Source organism: Photorhabdus sp. RM96S (assembly GCF_042879335.1).
GTDB classification, from domain to species: Bacteria; Pseudomonadota; Gammaproteobacteria; order Enterobacterales; family Enterobacteriaceae; genus Photorhabdus; species Photorhabdus kayaii.
On sequence record NZ_JBHFKT010000188.1, the window covers coordinates 1 to 436 of the forward strand.

1 protein-coding gene is annotated in these 436 nt (G+C 59.9%); it reads right to left on the reverse strand.

The window, feature by feature from the left end; translation table 11 throughout:
- The coding region (locus tag ACGF49_RS24900; protein WP_387493434.1) for a hypothetical protein at nt 1-436 on the reverse strand (436 nt) is incomplete at both ends.

Sequence of the window (436 nt, forward strand, 5' to 3'; positions counted from 1 at the left end):
GCCGCCCCGGTTGGTGAGCGTCTGTTGGGCCGTCAAATCCACTTTGCCGCCGCGAATAAATCCGCTGTTGGTCAGGTTGTTGGCCGTCAGTTGGGTGACATCTCGCCCGCTCATCGTGCCGCTGTTGGTGATATCGCCCTGACTGTTGAGCGCCACGGTATTTCCGGCCAGCAAAGCGCCATCACTGCGCAGGTCGCCCTGACGGACACGCGCATAAACCTGCGGCACAGTCACCACCTCGCTAGTGCCATCCGGCAGGGTCACGGTTTGGTTAGTCAGCCAGATAATGTCCGAGGTCAGCAACGCCATTTGCGCCGGGCTTAAAGCCACGCCCGGCGTTAACTGTTGCTGTTTGCCAAAGACGATACCGGCATCCATCAGCGCCTTAAACTGCGCTTCATCGTTGTTGTAACCGGGCAGATAGCGCCGGCCGGTC